The organism is Vibrio variabilis (assembly GCF_003263785.1).
GTDB lineage: Bacteria > Pseudomonadota > Gammaproteobacteria > Enterobacterales > Vibrionaceae > Vibrio > Vibrio variabilis.
The window spans coordinates 62670-79996 of the sequence record NZ_JYJK01000105.1 but is presented as its reverse complement, the minus strand read 5'-3'; the positions used below and the strand labels follow the sequence as shown (position 1 = coordinate 79996).

Annotated in this window: 9 protein-coding genes and 1 pseudogene; all 10 read left to right on the top strand. The window is 47.1% G+C overall.

From position 1 onward, the window contains the following. Positions 1-161: 161 nt before the first annotated feature. The 10 genes and pseudogenes from TZ48_RS19150 (at position 162) to TZ48_RS19125 (ending at position 17282) form a co-directional block, all read left to right on the top strand. A complete protein-coding gene (locus tag TZ48_RS19150; protein WP_239670983.1) occupies positions 162-7148 on the top strand; it encodes a T1SS-143 repeat domain-containing protein in 6987 nt (2328 codons plus the stop codon). Between the two features lie 23 nt (positions 7149-7171). Further along, complete coding sequence (locus TZ48_RS25480) at positions 7172-9523, top strand: hypothetical protein (RefSeq protein WP_239670982.1); 2352 nt, start codon at positions 7172-7174, stop codon at positions 9521-9523. Next, the gene (locus TZ48_RS25475; protein WP_239670981.1) at positions 9505-10203 is read left to right on the top strand and encodes a hypothetical protein; all 699 of its coding nucleotides are present in this window, start codon (positions 9505-9507) and stop codon (positions 10201-10203) included. Before TZ48_RS25480 ends, TZ48_RS25475 begins: the two co-directional genes overlap by 19 nt. A 38-nt stretch (positions 10204-10241) precedes the next feature. Then, positions 10242-10892, top strand: a complete 651-nt coding sequence (locus TZ48_RS25470; protein WP_239670980.1) for a type I secretion C-terminal target domain-containing protein — start codon at positions 10242-10244, stop codon at positions 10890-10892. A 19-nt stretch (positions 10893-10911) separates the two neighbouring features. Then, positions 10912-12138 carry an ABC transporter transmembrane domain-containing protein gene (locus TZ48_RS25465; RefSeq protein WP_239670979.1) on the top strand — a complete coding sequence of 409 codons (1227 nt, stop codon included), beginning with the start codon at positions 10912-10914 and terminating at the stop codon, positions 12136-12138. A gap of 11 nt (positions 12139-12149) precedes the next feature. Beyond that, positions 12150-13055 carry an ATP-binding cassette domain-containing protein gene (locus TZ48_RS25460; protein ID WP_239670987.1) on the top strand — a complete coding sequence of 302 codons (906 nt, stop codon included), beginning with the start codon at positions 12150-12152 and terminating at the stop codon, positions 13053-13055. Beyond that, positions 13045-14372, top strand: a pseudogene (locus tag TZ48_RS19140) (HlyD family type I secretion periplasmic adaptor subunit). The gene TZ48_RS25460 and the pseudogene TZ48_RS19140 overlap by 11 nt, the downstream one beginning before the upstream one ends. A gap of 18 nt (positions 14373-14390) precedes the next feature. After that, the gene (locus TZ48_RS19135; RefSeq protein WP_239670978.1) at positions 14391-15722 is read left to right on the top strand and encodes a TolC family outer membrane protein; all 1332 of its coding nucleotides are present in this window, start codon (positions 14391-14393) and stop codon (positions 15720-15722) included. Next, complete coding sequence (locus TZ48_RS19130) at positions 15722-16360, top strand: OmpA family protein (RefSeq protein ID WP_112480299.1); 639 nt, start codon at positions 15722-15724, stop codon at positions 16358-16360. The genes TZ48_RS19135 and TZ48_RS19130 overlap by 1 nt, the downstream gene beginning before the upstream one ends. Beyond that, entirely contained in the window at positions 16353-17282 is a 930-nt protein-coding gene (locus TZ48_RS19125; protein WP_239670977.1) for a PstS family phosphate ABC transporter substrate-binding protein, read from the top strand. The genes TZ48_RS19130 and TZ48_RS19125 overlap by 8 nt, the downstream gene beginning before the upstream one ends. Positions 17283-17327: the final 45 nt, after the last annotated feature.

Sequence of the window (17327 nt, the reverse complement as noted above, 5' to 3'; positions counted from 1 at the left end):
ATCGATTTTAATTGTTGCGGATTGAGTGCTTTTTGTCTCACGTTTTGTCTCACGTTGAAAACGGCGGGATTTTTCTGCTATTTAAATGGCATTTTTCACAACGCTCCGTTCTGTAAATACTATCTTTATATGAAACACTTAGTATCGAGCGGAGACCAAAGATGGTGCCAGTGCTTTATGTTCAGATGGGTGATGTGGTTTGGAAGGTGTTCCCCAATGGGACATGGGAGCGTGTTGCGCCCGATGAGCCATTGTTGGAAGGGATCCAAATCGTTAATCAACCCATTGTTGAGCTGGGTGATGAAGGCTCGCTATCCTCAGAGCAAATTAGCGCAATTGAAAAAGCACTGTCCGAAACGCTTAACGACCTTACAAGTAACATCACCAACCAGCAGGGTCAAGTTGACCTCAGCTCTGGGGAGAGTAGCGATAGTGCCGGGTTTGTCGTTTCAATTAAAGCCACGCTAGATGAGACAATAGCGCGCGCTGGGTTTGATACGCGGCCAAGCTCGGAGCAAGACGAAGAGCGAAACCCAGAGCAAGCCTCACTGGATATCCTATCGGATCAAGCTAAATTAACGGTCGACATCCTAGACGGCGGTGACGGCTATGAAAACCAGTTTGAAGTCCCTAGTGTCGTTATCCAAGGCACAGCAACGGATGTACGTGATGGGCGTGTTGTGTTTATCACGGTTACCGACCAGGATGGCAATACCATTCAGTTGCAATCCATCACAAGCAATCAAGCCTATTCGGTGTCTGATGTTGATCTTTCTTCTCTAGTTGAAGGCCCTTTGACAGTTGATGCCATTATTTCTGATGATTTTGGTAACAGCATTACCGCTCAAGATACGACGATTAAAGACACGCTAGCCACTATTAGCGTTGAGTTGGACGGGTTTGGAGATGATTTTGTTAATGCGGCTGAATCACCCAACGCAGCATTTACTGGCAGCACTGAGTTTGTAGAACCCGGGCAAACCATCAATTGGGTGGTGACGGATGAACTTGGTGGCACGGTAACAGGAACAGCGTCTGTGACCGAATCTGGCCTTTGGAGCATATCCAATCTTGATGTCATTAGACTTTCTGATGGCGTACTCAACGTCGAAGCAACAACCCTAGATATCGCGGGCAACCCTGCTTCGGCGGCAGATACCATTGTCAAAGACACGCAAGCTGAAATCACAGTGCAGTTTGAGGATGTTGATGGCGTATTTAATCAATTTGAGTCGCCTGCCATTTCGGTCTCTGGAACCGTTGCTAATGTCGAAGATGGTCAGATAATTAACGTCATGATCTCAGATAGTCTTGGTAACTCATCAAATCTATCTACAACAATTCAAGGGACTAACTGGTCAATATCGTCAATTGACTTGTCTGACTTTGCAGAGGGCGAACTATCGGTAGTTGCAAGCACGCAAGACATTGCGGGAAATAGGGCAACAGCATTCGATGATACGATTAAAGATACGCAAGCAAACATTAACGTAGATTGGAATGGCTTTGACGATGAATTTATAAATGCAGCCGAGTCTACCACGGCCGTTTTTACCGGTAGTACTGAATTTGTAGAACCGGGTCAAAGCATCAATTGGGTAGTTACTGACGAACTGGGTACCACTATAACTGGCGTTTCATCTGCGACAGAGTCGGGTCTATGGAGTATTTCCAACTTTGATGTCTCGGGGCTCGCTGACGGAGTGCTCAGAGTGGAGGTTTCAACTCAAGATAAAGCGGGAAACCCAGCCACTGCAACCGATACAATTACTAAAGATACGTTGGCGAATATCTCGGTTGATTGGAATGGCTTTGGTGATGATTACATTAATGCTGTGGAGTCTCCCATTACTGCATTTACTGGCAGCACTGAGTTTGTAGAGTCAGGACAAACCATCAGTTGGGTGGTCACCGATCAACTAGGTGACACAGTTACTGGAACCGCTTTGGTGACGGAAGCGGGTCTCTGGAGTATCTCTGACCTGGATGTAGCAGGGCTTGCTGATGGTGTCCTTACAGTCGACGCTTCCACTATTGATGTCGCAGGGAACCCAGCGGTCGCCACTGATACGATTGTCAAAGACACGCAAGCTTCGATAACAGTACAGTTTGATGATGTCGACGGAGTATTAAATCAGTTCGAAGCACCGATTACAGCTTTGTCTGGCACGGTAACAAATGTGGAAGACGGTCAGACCATCAGCGTTACTGTTTTCAATAGTAATGGTGACTCAATAGACCTATCTGTCATAGTGCAAGGTGAGAACTGGTCAATATCGCCAATTGATCTATCAGGCTTTGCGGAAGGAGAGTTGTCGGTCGTAGCAAGCACACAAGATCTTGCTGGAAATACTGCAACAGCGACCGATAACACGCTAAAAGACACGCAAGCGGACATTAACGTAGATTGGAATGGCTTTGGTGATTCGTTTATCAATGCCCTGGAATCTCCCAATACTGCATTCACGGGCACGACTGAATTTGTAGAAGCTGGGCAAACCATCAATTGGGTGGTGACGGATGAACTTGGTGGCACGGTTACAGGAACAGCGTCTGTGACCGAATCTGGCCTTTGGAGCATATCCAATCTTGATGTGTCTGGGCTGTCTGATGGCGTTCTCACGGTTGAAGCCTCTACTATAGACATCGCCGGAAATCCGACTGTCGCCACGGATACCATTGTCAAAGACACACAAGCTGAAATCACAGTGCAGTTTGAAGATGTCGACGGCATTGTGAATGAAGTTGAAATATCGGGCACCACATTGTCGGGAACAGTGACGAATGTTGAAGACGGTCAAAGTGTTACTATCACTATTTCAGGAAACCAAGGTGACCCGATAACTCTCGCCACAACAGTGGTCAATGGCGGCTGGGCAATACCAGACGTTGATTTATCAAGGTTTGAAGATGGTGAGCTATCTGTCACCGCGACGACAACAGATATTGCAGGAAATCCTGCAACGGCAACAGACACGTCTTTGATCAATACCGTCAAGCCGTTTATCGATATCGATACGTTGCAAGGGTTCAATATTCTCGCGTTTCGCGGCGGCATATTAACCAGCTTGCAAGGCACAACCAGTCTTGTTGAAGAAGGACTTCCTGTTACTGTCGTCGTCAGTGATGGTGTCTCTACACTTGAATTTCAAAGTGCCGTGGATGCCAACGGCGACTGGCTAGTCAGTGATATAGACGTTTCTAGCTTGGATCTATCCGCTGAGTGGACTCTGGACGCCAACGTTACCAATGCGATAGGTAACTCTGCCATAGATGATATGCCTACAATAGTATTACCTGAGTCGCTGGCGTTCAGTGACACAGTGATTGGTATTTTAGGCAATCAAGAGAAAGAGTCTGATGTCAGAATTCAAGATGCTGAATTTGTGTTCTTTGCTGATCAGTCGCTGGTTGATGAGCTGACATCTAACGGCCTTTCAATCACGGTTTCGGTATCTGATTATCGAGTTACTGGGACTCGGAGCGATGGTGAAGTGGTCTTTGAAGCAAGTTTGAGCGGCGATCAAGTTGATGTGGCGTTTAAGCAAGTTATCGACCAATCTCCAGAGCTAAACTCGATACAGACGGCACTTCTCATTCAGGGTACGCAAACCGATGCTGATGGCACCACAGAAGTTGTTATCGGGCACTTACCCATCAACATTGCTGATATTGAACCGCTTATTTTTGATGATTTTGCCTTCATGACCGAAGGCGAAGTAAAGTCTGGCAATGTGCTGAACAATGATATTGACCTTGATGGCCCATTGATTGTTTCTAGGGTGATTATCGATGGCACGGAATACTCAGTGTCAGGTAGCACGCCTACTTTGATTTCTCTACCCGAAGGCGAGCTGAGCCTATTTGCTAATGGTCACTACAACTTTTCGGCCAACCGAAATCTAGATAACTCTGCTGGAAGACAGACCGTTAGCTTTGACTATGTCGCAGGTGATCAAGAGAATGATTTTGGGCAAGGAACCGCGACCATATTTATCGATGATGGCGAGGCCGGGAGTATCGAATCAAGCAACTATCAATATACCGAGCCCGACAGCAGTCAAAGTCCACAAACGTTTGAAACCACCTTCTTAGTATCACCAGGGTCTGACAATCCCGATCCAGACAGTCTCTATTTCTCCACTTCTACACTTAACGAGCTCGATAGTTTAGGGCTAACCAGCGGTGCGAGTCTGGTTCCTCTCACATACCAGCTTAATGATGCTGGCAATACCGTGACGGCATCTGTTAATGGCACCACAGTGTTTACTCTGAGCTTGTCGGGGCAGGTGACACCGTCGGATGTGACCTCTGTGACAGGTAAGTTGACGATTGTACAAGAACGGCCGCTTAATCAGCCCAACAAGAACGATTTGTTAAAACTGCCTCTGCTTATTGGTGGTAAAGATACCGATGGCACAGAGCTCGAGCAAGGTGAGTTTACGTTAATCATCGCTGATGGCTCTGATCCTATTCTGACCAGTATATCTAACGCATCGGTATCAGAAGCCGAGCTCGCTTCTAATCCGGCTGTTGATATGGGGCGATTTAGCGTGGAGCTTGGCGCAGATGACCTGGATACCAATATCTCCCTCAATGCGTCACTATTTTTTGATATTGCGGATCAGCCTCAGGTTTGGAGCGATGGTCAACTTATCACCTATACCATTGATGCAACAGGGGCGATTCTTACCGGCAGCATCTTGGATGAAAGTAATAACAGAGTGCCTGTGTTTCAAATTGGTTTTTCACAACCCAGTGCTGCTGTAGGAGGAGAAGTACCTTATACCTTTGTTCTGCAAAAGAATCTTGATAATACCAGCGACCCACTGGAAATCCCTTTTGTTGTGACCGCGAGAGATTCAGACGGTGATGAAGCGAAATTGACGCTCGATGTAAGTGTGTCTGATTCTGGTAATGCAATACTGACAGCTTCAACGTTGACAGTGACAGAGCTTCCAGAAAAATCGACAACAACGGAAAGTAACTCAGATACTGCCAGTATTTTGATCACCGCAGCACAAGATGACTTAGTGGATATCGGTCTCGCCATCACAGGGTCTAGCCAGGTGCTTGATAGCTCTGGCAACGCCATTACGAGCAACGGGCTGGATGTTTTATGGCGTAATAATGGTGACAACAGCTATGACGGCGTCGATGAGAATGGCATGGTGGTATTTCGAATCGGTTTGCCTGCTCAAATCGATATTTCTGCTTCTACGAATCAGTCGATAGACATTGGCGTGCGACTTTTTAAAGAAATCGATCATGGCAGTGCGGGTGATGTCGATGAGCTCTCTATCACGCTGCCTATTGTGGTGACAGACTTTGATGGCACGCAAACTCAGCAAGACTCAACCTTGACCATATTAGACGGACTCGATCCATCAATTGACACTATTCCTCTTTCAGTGGTCGAAGCCGACCTTGAAACAACGGGTGAAGTGGAAGTGATTCAATCGAATACACTGAACTTTGTTCGTGGTTCGGATTCAATCGTCTCTTTTGACATCAATGTGAATGATTTTGGTAACTATCAAAGCGGTGGTGAAACGATTGTCTTGGCCGAGCGAAACATTGATGGCTGGTTTATTGGTACCACACAAAACACCAATCAAGAAGTCTTTCGGTTACGTTTGAATGTCGATGGCTCTGCGGAGTTTTTGCTGTTTAAGCCTTTAGACCACCCAGCAGGTGATAGCGCGAACCTACTCAATATACAGTTTCCTGTGGTTGCGACCGACAAAGACGGCGATACCTCAACGCCTACCATGTTAACGGTCGAAGTCACGGATGATATTCCAACGTCAGGTACCGAACAAACGCTAGAAATCACGGAAGGGGACAGCTTTAGCGGTAACCTTCTGAGTGCGACCCGAATTGGTGTTGATGGTGGTTCGATTACTGAGGTTCGTTACGAAGGCGTGGATTACGATTTTAGTACCAGTGACCCTATCATCATCAACTTGACTAACGAGAACGACAGCAACTCAATATACGGCACTTTGGAGTTAAAGTCGGACGGCAGTTACACCATCACCACAATAGCCAATGTCGATGCTGATCCCGCTCTTGACGATCGGATTCGTTTTACCGTCACGGACGGTGATGGCGATACGGTGTCTAACTTTGCCAACTTGATATTGGACGACATTGGCGGCTTTATCCGTGTCGAGAACACCGAAATTCGCGAAGATGAGCTGGCTAGCGTCGATATCAAAGTGTTTGTTGGTGACCTTGACCAAGGGGAAAACGTTACCGAAATCACCCTTTCCAATTTGCAAGGTGGAAGCTTGTATTATGGCGGTGTGGAACTCATTCCTGATGCTGGTGGAACCGTTACCTTGACGGATGCGCAAATCATTCAGCAGCCAGGACAAAATTATTTCGTGTCCGCTCTACCTATCACTTATTCACCAAAACTCAATGAGTCGAACACCACGCTTACCGCAAATGTGGTGGCGCTAAGTGTTGGGGCGACCATCGCCAGAAATGGCGTTGCGGATGAGATAGTTGATAATCAAACGTTACAAGTGTCGGTACTCCCGGTTGCCGACACACCAGAGTGGGGCAGCTCCCAGCTTGAATACGCTTTGACCGAAGATATAGGTCGTACTTTCCCATTAGATATTGATGCGTTGTTGACCGATACAGACAGCTCTGAATCACTGAGCTACCAAATCACCAATATACCGAGCGGCATTACCATTAAGCTCAATGGTAACCATATTGTCGAAGGCAAATCCTATACGCAAAACCAACTTGACCAAATGATGGTCACTGTGAAGAAAAACCTTGCAGGAGAGTTTCGTTTCGACCTTAAGGCCATCGCGACCGAAAAGGGCAGTGATTTTGCGCAAAGCTCTGATAAAACGGCCGATATTAGCACGCCTATCGTCATCAAAGTGTCGCCTGATGCCGATACGCCAGAACTGTCGGTTCGTGACATTCGTGGGCTTGAAGACGTCAACATCGATTTGAGTGACGCGATATTTGGCAGCTTAACGGATACCGATGGCTCGGAGTCGTTGTTTTATGACATTGAAGTGCAAGATGGTTGGTCATTTACAGGAACGGGTTTTGTGCAAACTGGAGTCAACACTTATCGGGTTGAATCCGACGCGATAGCTAATGGCACAGCCTCCTAACACCAAAAGCCGATATTAGCTCCGTGACTGAGAGCTTGTTTATTACAGTGTCTGCGGTTTCTGTTGAGTCGACGATAGATGGTTTAATGCCAGTGAACCAAGAAGCTAGCAGCGCAGAGAAAACCATCAACATTACTTTAAAAGGGGTGGTAGATGAACCCATCGCTCAGGATGGCGGCAATGGTCATTGGCAGTATGATGCAGCCAATAAAACCATAGAAACCGCGGCGTCGTTTTACGAAGATGGGTTGGTGCCACTCGACTTCTTGTTTGTCACCTCTGATGATGATGGTTCAGAGTCACTCAATATCCTTATTACCAATCTACCTGACGACATTTCGATTGTTGACAGTAGTGGTCAAATTGTAGCGTTGACGATAGCGGATTTAGATCCGACAACGGGTCCAGTTTATCAGGTCAGTAATGCTGACTTAGCCACGCTGTTTGTCAAACCAAAATCAGACTTCAGCGGTCGCATTACCTTTGATGCCAGTGTGGTCTCGACTGAGCCCGATGGTGATAGCGGTACATTCGACTACACGGTGCAAATTGACTTATTGCCAGAGGTTGACCAAAGCGATGGCGTCACTGTGGTGACAACAGGTCTTGAAGATAGGCAAATCGCGCTGGATTTAGAGCCTAGGATCAGTGGCGATAGTGATGGTAGTGAAACGCTGACAGGCTACTTTATTGACCCACTACCAAGTGATCTTACTTTACTTTTTGATGGCTTCCCGATTTCGGTACCGACAACGGGTCTGGATCTCGAAGGATTACTTGATAGCACCACGCCAAGTTTAGATTCACTCCTCAATAGTGGCCGTTTGAGCGTGCAGGCCACTGAGGACTTAAGTGGAACCTTCACCATTCCAGTACGTTATGAAGTGACCGATACTTCTGAACTTGGTGAAATTACGACTAAAATGATTTCCGGATCTCTCACTGTGGTAGTAGATGCGAAGGTGGAGGGGGACACTCGTCTCGAAACGTCATCTGAGGTCTTTATCAGTGAGGATGGTCGTCCGGTTGATGTGTCCGCTGCTGTTAGATTTATCGAAGAAGACATCGATGGCTCCGAATATCTTGATTACATCTTACTTCAGGTGCCTCAAGGCTACGATATTGTTGTTAAGAGTGGCACTAATGAGGCACAGCAAACGCCAGATGGGAATTGGATTATACCAGCAGCAGGCTTAACCAGTGACACCGTGCAAGATGTGGCGACGTTTATTCTCGACAATGTGACCATATCCAGCAATCAAGATACGCCGGTTCTCGATATCGTTGTACGAGCGAGGGTCATTGATGGAGAAGACTCTCGATATATTGATGGGGAGTTTCAAATTCAAATCACTGGACACGGTGGAGGCGGCACGCCTTGTGATCCGGTTGGTCCTCCTGGAGAGATTGAATCTGAAGAGGACATCACATTTGATGAAGGTAGCGAAGTCTTGGATTTAGGCCAATATCTTGACCCGGATATTGCGAGCGATCCGGATAACGAGATTTCGTTCTTTATTCCATCAAACTCACTGCCTGAAGACGTTGAACTTGAGGGTGATGGTGTGATTGCTGTGTTTGACAACGATGGCGATATCATCGGCTATTCCATTAGTCAATCAGGTTTGGCCAACCTTAAAGTCACGGGATTGGATGAAGATTTCGCTGGTTGTATTACTTTTGATATTGAAACGACGGAAACCTCGACTTGTAACGGCTCTAGCTTAACGACGACGCAGACAGTGAGCATTGCAATTCGTCCAATCGTCGATGACATTATTCTGTCAACGGCATTCAGCCGTATTGATGAGGATGTGGCGTCTGATCTTGATTTACAGTTGGTGCTTGGTGATTCGATTAAGCTTGATGGCAGTCAAACTGTCATTGGGGAAGGGGAATCGGCGACAGGTAAAGAGACGGTCAACGCCTTTACCATTCGAGTATCTGACGGAGCAACACTGTCTGGCGATCCAAGCTGGTTAACCGACAACGGCGATGGCTCTTGGACTGTGACGGATGTGACGCGTTTATCTGATGTAGTACTCACGCCTCCTACCCATTTTAGCGGCCAAATAACCCTAACCGCCGAAGTAAACATTACCGACAAAACAGATTGTTTAGCAGAAACGGACACCCAAACCAAAGTCGTGACCAAGGTCATCGAAATCAATCCGATTGTGGATCCCGCCAACCTTGTCTCTGCGGACTTTGCAGGTGACGAAGATACGTACATTTCACTCGCTAGCCTTGATGCAGAACTGATTGACCAAGATGGCTCGGAGAACATGTCACTCAGTCTATCCGGCGTTCCTGAAGGGGCAGTGGTTGTGGTTCAAGTGGGGCAAGCTTTGAGCTCGTGCCAAACAACGGCCTAGATGGCGGCAGTTTTAATGGCAAGCCAACGTACGAATGGCAGTTAGAGACAAGTCAACTCGACAATACGTTTATTTTACCGCCACTCGATTTTAGTGGCGATATTCCGCTAACACTTAAAGCCATCACTCAAGAGCTTGCAACCGGTGATACTCGGATTACAGAGTCAGTATTTACTTTGGGCGTGAATCCGATAGCCGATGAGATCGAGTTCTTTAACGTTCCAGATAAAGTAAACGGAGACGAAGATGCGGTTATCGATATCCCCATTGATATCGTTTCACAAGAGACAAATAGCGATGAGTCTATCGCGCTATTGATAACAGCAAAAGCGGTTAATGACGCCAGCTCAATCGATGATATCGCCAGTATTCGAATTGATGGTAAAACGGCTCGATTTGTTCAAGTTGGTGACAGTGCAACCGCCGCCATCATCGTAGCGGCAAGTTCAATCAATAGTATAGAGCTGTTTGCAGGCGATGCCTTTGGCGATATTGACCTCACTATTCGTGCTGATGCAAGAGATACTGCCACTGTACTCGGTTCTAACAAAGGCGATTTTGGCCCGGTTAAACAAGAGACTATCCGACTAAAAATCACCCCAGAGCCGGATGCCCCAATTTTAGATTTAACTCATGACAATATTCTGTCTGAAGCGAGCAGTGATGCACCTTTAGGCTGAGTCTTAGCCTAGTAAATCCAGCGGCCGATGAGCTTGGTATGCTAACCATAGAAGGGCTGCCAGATGAGGTTGAGCTTACTGCCGGGCAGCGAGTGGGCGATGATTGGCAAGTCTCTCAAGAGGATATTGCTGACTTGGCGATTAAAGCCAATAGCGACCTTCAAAATGATCATAATTTTACCTTAGTTCTAAAGCCGTCTGCAGAGCTCGACGGTAATACTGCTGATGGCGCGGTAGAGACAATAGATGTTGAGTGGTATGCCGAAGGAGACCAAACGCTAAACGGAAACTACCAGCGAGATTATATTTCCAGCGGCAGCGGTGATGACACCATGACTGGCGGTCTAGGTGCCGATACGTTTGCATTCACTAGTCAAGATATTGGCATTTTAGCGCACACGGACACTATTACGGATTTTGATGTTAGCGCCAACAGCGACAGTATCGATCTTAGCCGTATTTTGTCTGCCACTAATGCCGTTGATGCTGAGAAACAACTCGACTTAGTTGAGGACGGCACCGACCTACGTATCGATTTAAGGCCAAATGAAGGTCTGGTGAGACATAAAATCGTGCTCGAAAACACCACGTTGAACGACTTGTATGGCGGGGATGCAACGGGTGTTTCAGAGGCCGATATTATTCAAAAAATGCTGGATGACCAGAATCTTATTTTGTCGTCAAACTAGCAAGCAGTAAGGATATGCAGTGGAAGAGTCAAAAAGGGACAATTGGCTAGAAGCGATAAAATGGCTGTGCCAGTACCATGAGGTGCGTTGTCACCCAGTTAAAATAATAAGTGGATTACCGTTAGATGACGGAAAGCTATCAGAACCACTTTTTTTAAGAGCGCTGGAAAGCACGCCGCTCGTGGCGCTTGAGCTCAATGCGCGTGAAGTCGCGAAAGCAAGTACGCCATTTGTGATGATAGCCAGCAACAACCAGCCACTCATCATCACCAAAGTCACGGGGCAGCGCGTCACCCTCCTTGACGTTGCTGAGGAATTTAAACAGCGGGAGATAACTCTCGATGCACTTCGCCAAATGAGTAAAGCGACGCTGTGGCAAGTGAGTGGTGACTCGACCATCGACAGTCGAGTTGAGGAGCTTAAACCTTCAACGCCCACCAGTTGGTTATGGAAAACGATAAAAGAAGTTCGTCCTTGGTATCGGGATTTGCTGGTCGCATCGTTTGTCATTAACTTACTTGCGCTCATTGTCCCGCTATTTACGATGAATGTGTACGATCGCGTCGTCCCTAATCAGGCGATGAGTACCCTGTGGGTGCTCGCAGCAGGGGTCATGATCGTTGTCGTGTTTGATTGGATACTCAAAGAAGCCCGCAGCTCTGTGACTGATATGGCAGGGCGTTATATCGATAATAAACTCTCAGCGACGCTGTTCTCTAAAACCATCGGTATGAAATTAGAAAATCGCCCTCAATCAACGGGAGCGTTTGCACGGCAGTTACAAGACTTTGATGCAGTGAAAGAGTTTTTTACTTCCGTGACGCTGGTGACTTTGGTGGATTTGCCGTTTTACTTTTTTATTCCTGGCTTTAATTGGTTGGCTTGGCGGCGCATGATGTGGATTCCTTTGGTGGTCATGGGGATGCTCGTTGTTGTCAGTGTAATGATGAAGCGAAATGTTGAGAGTACGTTGGAAGAGACCTCGCGCTTATCGACTCAACGCCAAGCACAGCTGATTGAAACGCTTAATGCACTACCAGAAATTAAACAGAACAACGCTCAAAGCTTACTGCAAAAGCGCTGGGAAAACGTCATCGCCTCTTTATCGACATGGCAAACGCGCTCTCGTACTTACACCAATGTTGTCACTCACTGTATTCAATCTAGTCAGCAGGTGGTGACAGTGTCACTCATAGTGTTCGGCGTCTATCAGATAGCTGCCGGCGTACTCACCATGGGAGCTTGATTGCCATTGTGATGTTGAGTGGCCGAGCGGGGAATGCCATTAATCAGCTGTCCATGTTGATGCTGCGCTATCAGCAGTCCAAAACTGCACTGGTAGGTCTGAATCAAATTATGGATTTACCGCAAGAAGCCAGTGATCAGCAAGTGATCGATCGCGGGGAATTTCAAGGCAACGTCAAGCTTAGCAATGTAGGCTATTTATACCCGGAAACGACCTCTGCAGCAGTGAGTGACATCAGTATCAACATTCAAGCGGGAGAGCGTATCGGTGTCATTGGCGCGGCGGGAGCGGGTAAATCAACCTTGCTGTCACTGCTTCTCAAGCAGGTCGAGCCTAGTAGCGGCCAAATCTATTTCGAAGGGCTGGATGCCAAACTATGGCCGCATAGTGTGGTGCGCAAAGCATCCGGTTGGGTGGCGCAAAGCAGTGTGCTGATGTTTGGGTCGGTATTGGAGAATATTGTATTTGGTGAGTCGAGTATTGATGAGCAGCGTCTCGGCTACGCTATCCAATACTCAGGGTTAAATGACTATTTGTCTCGCCTTGAAAATGGTTTGGAAACTCAAGTCGGTGAGGGTGGCCGACACTTGTCGGGGGGACAACGGCAAGCGGTGGCGTTGGCAAGAGCACTCTACCGTCAACCTAGGTTTCTTGTTCTTGATGAGCCGACCAGCGCGCTAGATAACCAAGCGGAACGACGCTTCTACCAAGCATTAGCGCGTATGCCACGCAGTATGACGATAGTGATGAGTTCACATCGTCAGTCGCTCTTGTCCTTGTGCGACAGAGTCTTAGTGCTTGAAAAAGGCAAACTCGTTTTGGAAGGATCGCCAAAGTCTATTCTGGAAACACCAAGTAAGCAAAAACACAAAGTGAAGAACATCGCTATCGTGAAAGGAGGTAACGATGAGCACTAGTCATATCGAGTGGAGCAACACCCAGTTAGCGTACCGCTCACGCAAGCTTATTTGGATTATCGCGAGTTTATTTGTTTGCGCTTTGCTTTGGGCATCATGGGCGACGCTTGAAGAAGTCGTTGTGGGAGAGGGCACCGTGGTCCCAAGTCAGTCTGTACAATCGATACAGAGCTTAGAAGGTGGGATCGTAAAAAACATATTGGTGCGTCAAGGGGACAGTGTAAAGGCAGGGCAAACCTTGGCAGTATTGGATGACACCCGCTTTCGCGCTTCCTATCAAGAGACAGGCAAGCAGTTTGATAGTCTCACCGCTCAGCGTTTGAGATTAGAAGCGGAGCTAGCGAGTGTAAAAGTCACCAGCAACAAAAACTGGCAAGCACAGGTTCAAATTGAGCCTCGCTCAATCATTGGGTCAGATAACCCCAGCCCAGCATTGTTTAATGCTCAAGCTAACTACCTAGAGAGACTGAGCCAACTCTCCTCAGAGCTTGAAGAATCAAAACTACGAATCGAGCAACAAGCTCAAGCCGTCAGTGATACGCAAACCTCCATCCGCACTTTGCAAAGTAGTCTCGCAATCGTGAAAAAAGAGCGCGATTTGCTGCGTGCAGTGGTGGAAAGCGGTGCGGTAGCGGAAGTGGAATTACTGAAACTCAATCGAGATGTTATTCGTCTTGAGGGCGATTTATCCAGTGCTCGTGTCACCGAGCAAAAGCAGCGAGCCGCTTATTCTGAGGCAATTGCGGATCATCGTGGTATTGCTCTGGACTTTCGAACTAAAGCACAAGGCCAGTTGAATGAGATATCGGCCACTCTCGCTCAGCTAAACGAGAGCCGCCAAGCTATCGCGGATCAATTGAGGCGTACCGATGTCGTTGCTCCGGTGGATGGCACAGTGAAAGAGGTGTTTGTTCGCACCATCGGTGGTGTAGTTCGTCCAGGCGAACCCATTATGGAATTGGTACCTGAAAACTCGGCACTTATCATCGAAGCTAAGATCGCACCTAAAGATATTGCTTTTATTTCCGTAGGTTTAGAGGCAATGGTGAAGTTTTCGGCCTATGATTTTGTTATCTACGGCGGACAAAAAGGCAAAGTGACCTATGTGAGTGCGGATGCATTGCAAACTGAAGATGGGACGGCCTACTACCGAGCGCACATTGAATTGAATAATCAACAAGATCAAGAGGCGAAACATTTTTCTGTAATACCGGGTATGCAAGCCGCAGTGGACATCCTTACTGGCGAGAAAACGGTGTTGCAATATTGCTTAAGCCAATCTTAAGAGCAAAAGAGAATTCATTGAGAGAAAGATAATAACCATAAGGAAAGCGTATGCGTGTGACAAAACTCGCGTTATCGAGTTGCTTGGCTACCATCCCTTTAGCGTTTGCTCCGGCTGCGAGCGCTATTTCTCTGGAACAGTCGGTGGCATTTGCGATTGATTACAGTCCAGAAGTTCTAGCGCAATATTCTCGATATCAATCTGTTATTAGAGATGGTGATGCCGCTAGTGGTGACCGATTACCGCAAGTGAATTTGTATGCCGCAGCAGGTGTAGAGGAAACCCGATATAACAACGGTAACTACATCGACCCAGATGATAGAAGGCTCAATCGAACAGAGATGGGGGTACGTGTTTCTCAGCTCTTGTTTGATGGGTTTGGTACTAGTGCCAACGTCAAGCGCTTGGGCTATGAAGCTGAAGCAGAGCGCCTGACGCTGATTTCTCGTGCTGAAAACGTCTCCTTGGATGTCACTAGAACCTATCTTGAACTTTTAGAGGCCGAAACGTTACTGCAGTTGGCAAACCGTAACGTGCTTGAGCATCAAGAAATCTATAAAGATGTACTCGATAAAAAAGGCCAAGGACTTGCGAGTAATTCTGACTTAGCGCAGATCTCCGCTCGAGTAGCAACAGCACAATCGTCACAAATTGCGGCTCAAAATAACCTGTTTGATCTCAAAACCCAATTTTTGCGTCAAGTTGGGAAGCCTGGCAGTGACCTTGTCTTTCCTAAATTTGATAGTGCATTACTTCCTAGTACTTTAGATGTCGCCATCCAACAAGCGGTCGATAACCACCCAGAGATTAAAGCGGCCATGGTCGACATGGACGCAGCAAGGCAAGAAATACGCCGAGAAAAAGGGGACTATTTCCCAGAGGTTAAAATTGAACTGCATGCCAACAAGAATCGCAATGTGGGCAATGTCATTGGGCCGGATGAAGACATGCGAGCCATGCTGACGCTAGATTATGACTTGTTCAACGGCTTTTCGACCGATGCCAGAGTGGAGTCTTCCGCATGGCGATTGGAGGAGGCGAGAGCCATAAGAGTGAGAACGGAACGTGAGGTTCGCGAAGGCACCGAACTCGCTTGGAATGCTTATTCGATGTTAGAGCAGCAAATACGACTGCTAGAGCAAAACGTGGACGCGGCGAAAATTGCTGAGCTCGGTTATATACAGCAATTCAATGTCGGCCGTCGCAGCCTACTAGATGTGCTTGATGCCAAAGTGGAAGTGTTTCTTGCCAGACAAAACTATGTGAGAAGTAAATATGATCGTACTTTTGCAGCTTATCGATTACTTAACGCAATGGGCGTGCTGACCTATGCGTTGCGTGTTGAGCACCCTGAAGAGTGGCAGAAAGAGGGGGATTCATAATGACGCTAACAGTGAAGACTATACCTCTTATGCTAACGCTATGTTTGCCCTTGTCGCTGCTTAGCGGTTGTGCAGAAACGCCAAACACACAAACCACACGTCATCAGATCGATGATCTACGCGATCAGGACAGCGATGGCATCATCAATCAGCGTGATCGCTGTTTAGATACTCCAATCGGTGTGGTTGTCGATAATGAAGGCTGTGCAGAATGGCAGTTTTCAGAGAAGCCTGTTGTGGTTACGGTCAACTTTGATTACGACAAATCGCTGATACGTCCCGATCAAGAGCCGAAGGTAGCTGAACTCTCAAACATGCTAAAACAAACCCCGCAAGCAAGCGTGGTGTTAATTGGTGATACCAGTTCCGAAGGTACTAACGATTACAACCGCGCATTGGCTAAGCGCAGAACGGCAGCGATTAAAGAAGCGCTGGAGCAAAAAGGCATTGATAGCGCACGAGTCTCAGAGCAGGAGTTTACTGAGGTGACTTTTTACACCGAAAAGCTCAAGCAACGTAAACGCCGAACCATTGCGGTGTTCTATCATCCTGAAATGTCAGCCACTCAACAGTGGGATATTTTTACTTCAGAGAAAAGTTTGACCAGCTCAACTAGTGTGGAGGCGCCTCGTGACTAAGACTTTGAAAGCGTTTAGCACTGCAGCACTCTCTTGTGGAATGATAGTCTCACCATTGCTACAAGCAGAGACGCTGGGTGCGCTACATTCTAAAGTGGCCGTTGAACCCAATCTCGTGCCGCTTATGGAAGCATTGATACAAGCCAGGAAACTCGATATTGATGTCCAGGCTAGTGAAGATATCGCGACAAGTTTAACCAAAGACAACCTGCTACTCGGTATTAGTTCACGGAAATGGCAAGATGATGAAGTGGCAAAGTTTACTCATTTAAGAGGTTATAAGCCTACCGAGCTATTTTTTACCGCTGACGTTATCGCCATTATTGCTAATCAAGACAATCCAGCTCAAGCCATAACCCTTGCTGAGCTTAAGGACGTTTTTGGTTGTAACCAGCAGCTTAACGTCACTCGCTGGCGTGATAGTCAAGGCACAGAGCTTGGCGTTATGGTTCCATTTGCTATCGACAATCAACTAAAAGGACATGATACGTTTGCTCAGTGGGTCGCGTGCGACAATGCTGAGTTTGCGACGACGAATTTTGTTATCGACAAGCCCGCATTGCTAAGTGAAATCTCCTCGCAGTCAGACGCGATTGGCTATTCGGTTTACACCGATGATCTTAACGATCAAAACTTGCTAAACGTCATTGATAACTTTGGTGAGTCGTACGATGTGAATAAAGAAACCATATTGTCAGGACGTTATCCACTGGCGAGTGTTTACTACATGTACCTCGACTTACCCCCGAACCGAGAACATTTTAATCAGCAGGAAGAATACTTTATCAGTCTGACGCTGTCTGATGCATCGAAGCCAACATTAAACCAGTTTGGCTTTATCAGCTTGCCGCCAGAGGCAATACAGCGCAACAAAGTGCGTTTGCGATTAGCAGAGCCGATGATTGAAGGCGGGTATAAATAATCGAGCGATATGCGGCATCACAGCCCCACTAAAGCAGCCTCTTGG